Raw genomic sequence first — 10,227 nt, 5'->3', positions numbered from 1 at the left:
ACCTATATTCATCAATTCACTATTTTGTTATTCTGTCAATGCGTAAGTCCTATATTTGCTTAATTCCCTCCTCTTAACGCTGTAATGGGATCGAGTCGCGCAGCTTGTCGTGCTGGTGCAACACCAAAAATTAAACCAATGCTGCCGGAAACGCCTGCTGCTAGTAGAATTGATCCCACCGGTACTGATGGTTGCAAAGGGGTGAACATCCCAACTATGAGTGCGCCACCTACGCCTATACCTGTTCCTACTAAGCCACCTGCGACTGAGAGGATAATTGCTTCAATCAAAAACTGGGTGAGGATTGCTTGTTCAGTTGCCCCTATTGCTTTACGTAGTCCAATTTCCTGGGTACGCTCGGTGACAGAGACTAGCATAATATTCATGATGCCGATACCACCAACCACCAGGGAGATACCCGCTATTGATGCCAAGACTAAACTCAAAGCTCCCGTCACTTGACTCACTAAGTCTTGAACTGACTTGTTGGCGGCAACCATAAAGTCCTTCTTGCCACGTCTGCGGGTGAGAATGTTGGTGGTTTGGAAAGCTGCTGCTCGGATACTAGCTCGATCTTGGGCAGAAAGTTCTAAGTAGTCAATGGGAATGCCTAATGGCGATCGCCTTCCTGTTAACTGAAATGCCATAGTAGTAATAGGGACGTAGGCTGTCTCATCAGGATTTGCACCCATGAAAGCACCTTTGGCTTGCATTACGCCAATCACTTGAAAACTTAAGTTATTCATCTGCACTGGCTGACCAAGCGGATTTTCACTACCAAAGAGTTTGTCTGCAACTGCTGACCCCAAAATCACAACTGGGGCATTTTGCTGTAATTCAAAGTTTTCAAAAAAGCGTCCTTGGCGAACACGTAGATTTCGGACGTAGAGAATTCCCGGTGTCGTACCTGTCACGTTTACTTGACTGATGCGTCCTTGACGGGATAATTGCAAATTGCTACTAATCTGCGGCGCAACTTCCCGGACGGCGGGTGCAATATTTGCTATGGCCTGAGCATCAGCTAAAACCAGTTGTGCAACTTCAGTGCTTAATCCCTGCGTATTTTCGTTACCAGGAAAAACAGAGAGTTGATTTGGCCCAAAAGACTCTAACTTTTGCTGGGTAAACTGCTGTGCGCCTTGCCCGATGGCGACCATCGAAATCACAGAAGCATTACCAATTATAATTCCTAGCATGGTGAGCGTACTACGGAGTTTATTTGCAGTCAATGTTTTGACTGCCATATTGGTACTTTCAAGTAGATTCATAATTAACTAAAATTCCACAGTGTCTATGCCGTCAATCTTTTCAGTGCTGGGGGGAGATATAAACACGCGATCGCTCTTTTTCAATCCTGTTAATATTTGCACTTGATCGCCACTCGTTGCACTCACCTTAATTACTTGGAATTTGGCCTGATTTTGTTCATCAGCTACATATACGCTAGTTTGACCGTTAGGCTGAGTCACAACCGCAGCCAAGGGAATCACCACAGCATTTTTGATTGGCTCTCCCAAGAACGTTAATTTCACATTCATGCCTGATTTCAGCTTTGTCTGCCCGGTAGAAAGTGCCACTTTCACCCGAAAGGAGGTAACATTATTTTCCTGCACTGCTCTAGGGGCAATCAAGCTCACCCGCCCTTGAAAAGTTTCGTTGGGATAGGTGTCTGCTTGAATATCTACGGTTTGACCTAAATTAATTTTAGAAATGGTAGCTTCAGGAATTTTGGCTTCAATTTCTAAGCCACTAGAGAGTTCAGCAATGGAAGCAGATGTTGCTCCTTCACTAGAAGAGGCTGAGGTGGTGGGTGTAACGAAATCTCCTTCTTGAGCAAAGCGACGGGTGATGATGCCCGTAAAAGGCGCACGGATCACAGTGTTGTTGAGCTGACTTTGATAAAAAGCCAGTTGCGCTTTGGCCTGGGCTACCTCAGCTTCTGCTTGGGCGATTTCTTGAGGGCGCAGTCCATTTTTAGCTTTGTTCAAACTCTGTTGCTGTTCTTTAAGTCGTGCTAGTTCCGCTTCCAGATTTGCCTTAGCTTCCCCTTGTTTAGCCATAACCTCTCCAAAAGCATTCCGGGAGATTGCACCCTCTTGAACTAGCATTTGATTGCGTTTGAGTTCTTCTGTGGCATGGTTCAGCCTTGCTTGGGCTGCGGCGACAGATGCTTGAGCTGTAGCAACCCTGGCTTTTAACTCAGCAATTTCTTCAGCACGAGTTCCAGAACGCTTTAGCTCTAAGTCAGCCTGCGCTTTTGATAGGAATGCTTGATACTGATTGACCTGCGCTTGGATGCGCTCACCACTCATGCGGGCAATAATGTGTCCTTTCTGGACGCGATCGCCTTCCGTCACATACAGTTGAGCAATGCGTCCAGACTCTTCCGGACTGAGGTTGATTTTTTGTATTGCCTGCACCACCCCGTTGGCTTGGATTTGGACTACCCAATCTTTGGTTTGCACCATTATGGTTTGGCTAGTTATATCTTGCTTAAAAGCAGTTTTTTGGGTCTTCAAGTAAACTGTCGTGGTAGTTCCCAATACTCCAAGTACCAGGACTCCAAAAATCCAGGGGTTTTGCTTCTTTACCCGACAGAATGGTAAAGTTTGCATTAGTACGCTTTGCCTCACTATTTTGTTCAAGATTGTCTTAATAGTACGAGCTTGCGTATATTTGCTACATGGATCTAAATTCCCAAAGTTTTTAGTACCAAAGTCCTATTTTTTTCAGTGCTTTGGTAATAAAGTCTTCGGATAAAGTTGCAACACAAGTTTCTAGTAAGAATAAACTTCCATCGCGTACAGATGAACTAAGAACCTTTTCTGAAGCCGCAAACACTGTGAACCGCCTTCTGCAAGTTAAAACCCATCCTTTTCGTTTACTGCTTTACCTGGAATGGATTTTGTTGGTAATTACAATTCTGGGTGAGCTACCGTGGGAAAGTCTTCCATATTTAGGAACGCTATTAGCAGAATCTTCTCAGACATCAAAGTTGCTGCCTTACTCTTGGTTGCTAAACATCATCTGCATTATTGGATTTGGGTTTATGGGGTTGCGGTTGCCAAGGGGTACAACTGCGAGTAAATGGCTTTACACCGCACTGGAACTAGGAATTATTTGGCTTGTAACTGCCTGGGGAAGTTGGCGGATATCTTTTTTGTCTCCTTATCTAATTGTCGTTATCCGCAGTTGCCTAATTTTTCAACCAACGGGACGATTGCTATCTACAGGATTGGTCTTTCTTTCTTTCTTGTTATCACTGGTAATTTCGGTAAAGGATCTTCCAGCGATTCAACTGGAACTGACACAACCCAGACCTGTAACCCTCAACCAGATTAGGATTTGGTTTATTATTAGTAATATCAACACGACAATTTTGTTTGGATTGGTATTGGTATTTGTTTTGATGCTGGTAAATGCGTTGCTAGCAGAACGGCAAAGTCGGCAAAAACTAACACTTGCCCATAATCAGTTACATCAATACGCCTTACGCATAGAAGATCAAGCAACTTTACAGGAGCGTAACCGCATAGCCCGCGAAATTCATGATTCCTTGGGTCATGCCTTGACGGCTCAAAGTATTCAATTAGAAAATGCTTTATTATTTTGTCACTCCAACCCAGACAAAACCCAAGTTTTTGTGAGCGAAGCCAAGCAATTAGCATCAATAGCTTTGAAAGAAATTCGCCAATCAATTTCAACCCTGCGGTCTGACCCTTTACAGGCGAAAAACCTAGAATCAGCCCTTACCAGCCTAATTGAAGACTTTGGCAACAGGACGAATATCACCCTAGACAGCACAATTGACCTGACACAATCAGTCACGATTGAAGTTAAAACTGCTATCTATCGTATTATCCAAGAAGCCTTAACGAACATTTCCAAACACAGTCATGCGACGCAAGTTACTCTTAAATTGCAAACAACACCTGAATACTTACATCTGCTAATTGAAGATAATGGTAGAGGCTTCAATCCAGAACAAAATACCACTGGTTTTGGGTTGCAGGGAATGAGAGAAAGAACGTTAGCCCTGGAAGGTAACTTTAGGCTAGCAAGCGAAATGGGAAGAGGTTGCCGTGTAACTGTTAATATTCCACTGAGGAAGTTTCTGCCATGATTCGCTTGTTGCTGGTAGACGACCAGATGATCATTCGCCAAGGACTCAAAAGCTTATTAGAAGCTAAACCAGACCTACAGGTAGTAGGAGAGGCTGAAAACGGTCAACAAGCCCTAGAGGTGATTGAGTCTCTGCAAGGAACATCTCTACAACCGGATGTAGTATTGTTGGATGTACGAATGCCTGTAATGGATGGCGTAGCAGCAACACAGCAAATTTGCCAATGTTTTAGGTCAACTCAGGTTCTGATTTTGACTACCTTTGATGATGAAGAATATGTTTCCCAGGCAATGAGCTTTGGCGCGAAGGGTTATTTGCTCAAAGATACCTCATCGGAGGATTTAGCACTGGCAATTCGGGCAGTCTATCATGGACACACCCATCTCGGCCCCGGACTTTTTGAGAAAGCAATGGCACAGCAAAGGCCAGCTCATTCTGTTCACTTAGACATTCCTCCTGAATTAGCAAAACTTTCGCCTAGAGAACGGGAGGTATTGCGATTAATTGCTTGTGGAGCTAGCAATCGTGAAATTGCCCAAACGCTTTACATATCTGAAAGGACTGTCAAAAACCACGTTACCAGTATTTTAAATCGATTGAACTTGCGCGATCGCACCCAAGCTGCACTTTTTGCTAGTTGTAGCGACCTGCAATACTAATCGCTCAAACCTGCAATCAAGACATTTGTTGGGGCTTAGGGGTAGCCCCGCCCGTGAAGCAGCAAGTCTCTTATGTGAATCTGAGAGCGTAACGCACACTGCTTGCAATTAGCGGTGAGAGTTGTCACAAACTGGGTTTCTCCAGAACGAATCGCACTTGCGCGTATCCCGGACGAACCCCTATTTGTAGTGAACTGCAAAAACCAACAACCATTCATTTATGTTTTATAGTACAATTGTACTATTCAACTTAGTCAATTAATCTCTTCAAGAAGCCTTTCGGGTTCGGGGCTTCGCAATCGACAGAAAAAACGCTATTTCTAGAGGAAGTAATATGTCAAATAATGACAAAATATCTCTATTAAAACTCATAGATATTTTGAAAAAAAACAGCAACAGTATCATTATTAATATCAAGCATTTGCAAGAAAATTATCAAAGAACAGGTATCCAACGGATTCAAGGTGTCAGGGATGCCAATGGAGAACTTATTCAGCCTTGGTTGCGAGCAGAGTATATAGATAATGCAGAGTATGTTCGCATGGGTAAATTTGAGTTTAATCGCAATACTGCCACAATTAATATGCTAGTTCAACGTCAAGTTAAGCTAGTAAAATCTGATGATAAAACCCCAATTTTGGAAGTTGCAGGGTTGCTAGTTAATGACTTACATACCTTTAACAATTACACAATTGTTAACAATGGTAAACTTAATATTCAGTCATTAAAAGTCAAAATTAGCAGTAAAAAAACTTTTGAATTACTCAAAGATGTTTTAGATGCAGTCGAATTTGAGTTTCATAGGGAATACACTATTCAGTTGGATAAATTGCCCTTAGTCAGTAACAATGCACAATATCCAAACATTGATGGTTTATTTGATGAATTAGCCAAAATTAAGGTCATTGTTAGTATTATTTCTGCTCATCTCAAAGGAGAATCAGATATTTTTGTAAAACTCCAGTTGCATGAATTAAACAATTACTATATTTCTAACCATGTTTATCTAAATTTCCCCACAACTAACGCATATACAAGCCGTCAAGAAGCAATAGCTAATGACATTATTGACTTCCAGACTAGTTATAAAATTGATATTGGCAGTAAAGACATTTTGAATCTCAGTAAGTTTTATTCTGCCAACAAATTCCTTGATAAGATGTATCGAGTTTATGACAAAAAGACAGGCGAAATTTTCACCAAGCCTAATTTTACAATGGCTTTTCAAGAAAATCTTGCCTTTAGGCATAAGCTACTGTCATCTCGCGTCAAGATCACAAAAGTAGATGAGTTCATGAAAGTGATTTTTGATGACTTTTTAGGAATTGAAAATTACGGAATAGTTACAGCAACTCTATCTAAAGTCAATGCTAGTAGTTTGGCACAATTATTGCAGGATAGATTCTCTGGTTATGATGTCAGCAAAGAGATAATGATAACGGCATTAACTGATGCTAAAACCAAGCTTGAACAATATGCAGATAAAATTTATCAAGAAATAATTTCTCCTTTAGTGTTTTACATTGGTGCTACTGGGATGTTACCAAAAAAAATGTCAGTACCAGCGATGACTGCAACAGAAATTGTGAGAAAATATCCTGATTTGCAGCTTTCTAAATATGAGCGAGAAGGTAAGTTTTTTGTATTAGGAGATACTCTCATTAGTATCTATGCTCAAACAAAATACTACAGTAAAAAAGATACTGTAAGTATATAATTTATATTGTCATTGCGAGCGTTCGCGCTAGCGTAGCGTAGCAAAGCTAGCGCGAACGAACAAGAGCAATCGCATAGTGACAAATCCCACACCGTCTTGATGAGATGGAGTATAAAATTAGGTATCTTCGTTGCGATCGCCATAACCCCAATACCAGAAATGCTTTATTTTCAGAGTATGAATCAGTTATTCATCGCTCAGAAATTATCGCCAAATGCCCTTTAACTACTGAAGAGATTTCTGTTTTACTTGCATCATTAATGAGTGTAAGTCAATGGGTTTATATTTACTATTTATGGCGACCTAATTTAAAAGACGAAGCTGATAACCACTTAATTGAATTAGCGGTGGCGGGAAATGCTCAAATTATTGCTACTCATAATGTCAAAGATTTCCAAAATGCTGAATTGCTATTTTCTAATTTATCAATATTAACACCCGAAGAAATTATTAAGAGTTAAACCAAAATGGCAACTTTAACTATTCGTTTACCAGACGATAAGCACAACAGATTAAAAGAACTTGCTCAAGCCAAAGGCATCAGTGTTAATAAGTTGATTGAAGAACTTTCTACTATAGCTTTAGCAGAATTTGATACCCAGACAAGATTTAAAGCAATGGCTGCAACTGGTAATCCAGAAGAAGGGTTGAGAATACTAGCTAAACTTGATAATTTGAAAGAATAGAGCTTATGACACAATGATGCAAATCACTGTTGAGGTATCCGAGGAACTAGGACAGCAATTACAGCAGTTCAATGCTCTCAAAACTTGGAGATGTCTAATGTGCCTTTTCTCAATAGAGAAATATTAAGTTTCCAAGTCTTAATTAGTTGCATAAACAGCAATGCTGTTACATATGAGTGAATAGAAGATACAGATTCACTCATATGTATCAGTAACGTATAATGAAGAACATTACAAAGTCGCTTTTGGGTTTGGCAATTGTTTCGGCAAGTTTAGTATTGGGATCTAGTTCTACTAAAGCTGGTCAAATTGCTGGTGAATGGTTCTTTGGTTTGTGGGATTGTAATATTGACGGTAGACCAGCCCAAATGGAATGGAAAGTTGTAGATAATCCACAAACTAGTTGCAGTGGTGGTGTCTGCTCTACTACTTCTGGAGTCCGTCTTGTTGGGAGGTTTAGTGATAATGGTAGTGCATGGATTCCGCTAGGAAAGCGTTCTTCCAGCAGACAAAGACAGGATTTAGGTATTCGTTATTTAGGAGCAGAGCAAGATAATTGGTATCTCAGATACAACAGTCGGACTAAGATCGCAGATGGTTGGACAACATGGCGGGGCAATCGCTACCCACTACAATGTCGCAATCGCAGATAATACTTGTATCTACTATTTTACCGCACTCAGTGCTGAGTGCTGAGTGCTGAGTGCTGAGTCAGAAAAAGAGTACGCTGTTCAACGCCCCGCTTCCGCTAATAGCACTTTCAACTCAGCACTTTTCATCAGAAGTGCGTAAGTAAGTCGGTGGGAATAAACCTAACCATGTTAAGTAATATAAAGTTATTGTGATCGAGTTTGTAGTAAGGACTAAAGTCCTTACTACAAACCTTTAATTATTTACGCCGTTCTACTTATCACGCATCATGAGTATAACGAGCCTGACAAAAACTGTATTTCTTAAAAACTAGAAACAAATATACAAGATAGCCAAGTGTAATCACTACTGATTTATTGGTAATATTTTTGATGCACTTACGCTAGAAAAATATGAATGAACATGAGCGTCAGTCTTACTGGCGCGCTAATACTGCTTTAATTCGCAATCTTTTAATTATTTGGGGATTGGTTTCCATAGTTTTTAGTATTTTGCTAGTTCAACCTTTGAACAACTTACGTTTTTTTGGTGTCCCTTTTGGGTTTTGGATGGCACAGCAAGGATCAATCCTGGTATTTGTAGCGTTGATTTTCATTTATGCTGTGCAGATGGACAAATTAGACCGCAAATATAATATTAAGAAGTAAGGTAAAACTGTGTCAGTTGAGATTTGGACGATTCTCATAGTTGGACTGTCTTTTGTTGCTTATATTTATATTGGCTGGCAATCACGAGTCAAAAGTAGCAAAGACTTCTACGTAGCAGGCCAAGGTATCCCTTCCATTGCTAATGGTGCAGCTACCGCCGCCGATTGGATGTCTGCGGCTTCGTTTATATCTATGGCGGGGCTGATTTCTTTTCTCGGCTACGACGGTTCTATTTATTTAATGGGTTGGACTGGCGGTTATGTGTTGCTGGCTTTATTACTCGCGCCCTATCTGCGAAAATTTGGTAAGTATACAGTGCCAGATTTTGTAGGCGATCGCTATTATTCTAATATTGCTCGTTTGGTGGCGGTAGTGGCAGCGATTTTTGTCTCTCTCACCTACGTTGCTGGACAAATGCGCGGTGTGGGTATTGTTTTCAGCCGTTTTTTACAAGTAGACATTAACACCGGTGTCATCATCGGGATGGTAATTGTAGGCTTTTTCTCGGTGTTGGGAGGGATGAAAGGGATTACTTGGACGCAAGTAGCCCAGTATGGTGTGTTGATTTTAGCTTACTTGATTCCCGCGATCGCGATCGCCTGGAAACTCACCGGTAATCCCATTCCCCAGTTAGCATTTACCTTTAGTGATGTTGCTACGAAACTCAATCAAATTCAGGTAGATTTAGGGTTTCAAGAATATACTAAGCCGTTTGTGAACAAGTCCATGTTAGATGTACTGTTCACCACGATTGCTTTAATGGTAGGTACTGCTGGTTTACCCCATATTATTGTGAGGTTTTACACAGTTAAAAGTGTACGTGCAGCGAGGTTTTCTGCTGGTTGGGCTTTATTATTCATTGCCATTTTATACACCACAGCACCCGCACTTTCGATGTTTGCTCGTTATAACTTGATTACGACTCTAAACGATCGAACAGTCACAGAAGTACAGCAGTTAGACTGGGCGCAAAAGTGGGAAAAAACTGGACTGCTGACATTTGAGGATAAAAATCAAGATGGGCGTTATCAGTTGACTCCCAGTATAGACACCAACGAAATTAAAATTGATCGGGATATTATTGTCCTGTCTACCCCAGAGATAGCCAACCTTGCGCCTTGGGTGATTGCTTTGGTAGCAGCTGGTGGTTTAGCGGCGGCTTTATCTACAGCATCCGGGTTGTTGCTAGTTATATCTAGTTCCATCGCCCATGATATCTACTACCGCATCATCGATTCTTCCGCCTCGGAACAAAAACGAGTGTTTGTCGGGCGGATTATGGTGGGGTTATCCCTGGTGTTGGCTGGTTACTTTGGTGTAAATCCGCCGGGATTTGTGAGTGAAGTGGTAGCTTTTGCCTTTGGTTTAGCGGCTGCTAGTTTCTTCCCAGTCATAGTTTTGGGCATCTTCGATAAGCGTACCAATTCCGAAGGTGCGATCGCTGGAATGTTGACAGGGTTAATTTTTACCATTGTCTACATCATCGGGGTCAAGTTCGCGGGAATGCAGCCTTGGTTTTTTGGTGTATCTCCTGAAGGTATCGGTACTTTAGGTATGCTAATTAACTTCGCGGTGACGCTGGTAGTTTCTCGCGTCACGCCACCACCCCCCGCAGAAATTCAAGCGATGGTAGAAGATTTACGTTCTCCGTCTCTGGAAGAAGAATCACAACCAGTAGGGACTGGAGAGTAAAGAGTAAGTTCGTAGTAAGGACTTTAGTCCTTCTTTTATGACTAAAGCCCTT

General features: G+C 41.4%; 10 protein-coding genes. 8 read left to right on the top strand and 2 right to left on the bottom strand.

Features of this window, described 5'->3' with window-relative positions:
• Nucleotides 1-59: 59 nt before the first annotated feature.
• Entirely contained in the window at nt 60-1,268 is a 1,209-nt protein-coding gene (locus tag ACM0OR_RS10635; RefSeq protein WP_414576196.1) for an ABC transporter permease, read from the bottom strand.
• Between the two features lie 6 nt (nt 1,269-1,274).
• Nucleotides 1,275-2,615 (bottom strand): efflux RND transporter periplasmic adaptor subunit, encoded by a 1,341-nt coding sequence (locus ACM0OR_RS10630; protein WP_414576195.1) that lies wholly within the window; start codon nt 2,613-2,615, stop codon nt 1,275-1,277.
• A 122-nt stretch (nt 2,616-2,737) separates the two neighbouring features.
• On the opposite strand from ACM0OR_RS10630, the gene ACM0OR_RS10625 reads away from it, so the two are divergent.
• The 8 genes from ACM0OR_RS10625 to ACM0OR_RS10590 all read left to right on the top strand — a co-directional run bounded on the left by ACM0OR_RS10625 (nt 2,738) and on the right by ACM0OR_RS10590 (nt 10,175).
• A complete protein-coding gene (locus ACM0OR_RS10625; RefSeq protein WP_414576194.1) occupies nt 2,738-4,123 on the top strand; it encodes a sensor histidine kinase in 1,386 nt (461 codons plus the stop codon).
• Nucleotides 4,120-4,782: a response regulator gene (locus tag ACM0OR_RS10620; protein ID WP_414576193.1), complete on the top strand. Its 663-nt coding sequence runs from the start codon at nt 4,120-4,122 to the stop codon at nt 4,780-4,782. The genes ACM0OR_RS10625 and ACM0OR_RS10620 overlap by 4 nt, the downstream gene beginning before the upstream one ends.
• 334 nt (nt 4,783-5,116) lie before the next feature.
• Entirely contained in the window at nt 5,117-6,499 is a 1,383-nt protein-coding gene (locus ACM0OR_RS10615) for a hypothetical protein (protein ID WP_414576192.1), read from the top strand.
• 104 nt (nt 6,500-6,603) lie between these two features.
• Nucleotides 6,604-6,960: a putative toxin-antitoxin system toxin component, PIN family gene (locus ACM0OR_RS10610; protein WP_414576191.1), complete on the top strand. Its 357-nt coding sequence runs from the start codon at nt 6,604-6,606 to the stop codon at nt 6,958-6,960.
• Between the two features lie 6 nt (nt 6,961-6,966).
• Nucleotides 6,967-7,185, top strand: a complete 219-nt coding sequence (locus ACM0OR_RS10605) for a toxin-antitoxin system HicB family antitoxin (protein WP_323265614.1) — start codon at nt 6,967-6,969, stop codon at nt 7,183-7,185.
• Nucleotides 7,186-7,406: 221 nt separating this feature from the next.
• Nucleotides 7,407-7,838, top strand: a complete 432-nt coding sequence (locus ACM0OR_RS10600) for a DUF6006 family protein (protein ID WP_323265615.1) — start codon at nt 7,407-7,409, stop codon at nt 7,836-7,838.
• A 390-nt stretch (nt 7,839-8,228) separates the two neighbouring features.
• A complete protein-coding gene (locus ACM0OR_RS10595) occupies nt 8,229-8,483 on the top strand; it encodes a DUF4212 domain-containing protein (RefSeq protein ID WP_323265616.1) in 255 nt (84 codons plus the stop codon).
• 9 nt (nt 8,484-8,492) lie between these two features.
• Nucleotides 8,493-10,175 carry a sodium:solute symporter family protein gene (locus ACM0OR_RS10590; protein WP_414576190.1) on the top strand — a complete coding sequence of 561 codons (1,683 nt, stop codon included), beginning with the start codon at nt 8,493-8,495 and terminating at the stop codon, nt 10,173-10,175.
• Nucleotides 10,176-10,227: the final 52 nt, after the last annotated feature.

It is taken from the genome of Anabaena sp. CCY 9402-a, from assembly GCF_963920945.1.
GTDB classification, from domain to species: Bacteria; Cyanobacteriota; Cyanobacteriia; order Cyanobacteriales; family Nostocaceae; genus Trichormus; species Trichormus minutissimus.
This window is presented reverse-complemented; position numbering and strand designations above follow the sequence as displayed.

Excerpts from the sequence above, each read along its gene's own strand:
- ACM0OR_RS10595 (WP_323265616.1), top strand. The coding sequence starts at position 8,229 with ATGAATGAACATGAGCGTCAGTCTTACTGGCGCGCTAATACTGCTTTA.
- ACM0OR_RS10605 (WP_323265614.1), top strand. The coding sequence starts at position 6,967 with ATGGCAACTTTAACTATTCGTTTACCAGACGATAAGCACAACAGATTA.
- ACM0OR_RS10620 (WP_414576193.1), top strand. The coding sequence starts at position 4,120 with ATGATTCGCTTGTTGCTGGTAGACGACCAGATGATCATTCGCCAAGGA.
- ACM0OR_RS10610 (WP_414576191.1), top strand. The coding sequence starts at position 6,604 with ATGGAGTATAAAATTAGGTATCTTCGTTGCGATCGCCATAACCCCAAT.
- ACM0OR_RS10600 (WP_323265615.1), top strand. The coding sequence starts at position 7,407 with ATGAAGAACATTACAAAGTCGCTTTTGGGTTTGGCAATTGTTTCGGCA.
- ACM0OR_RS10635 (WP_414576196.1), bottom strand. The coding sequence starts at position 1,268 with ATGAATCTACTTGAAAGTACCAATATGGCAGTCAAAACATTGACTGCA.
- ACM0OR_RS10630 (WP_414576195.1), bottom strand. The coding sequence starts at position 2,615 with ATGCAAACTTTACCATTCTGTCGGGTAAAGAAGCAAAACCCCTGGATT.
- ACM0OR_RS10615 (WP_414576192.1), top strand. The coding sequence starts at position 5,117 with ATGTCAAATAATGACAAAATATCTCTATTAAAACTCATAGATATTTTG.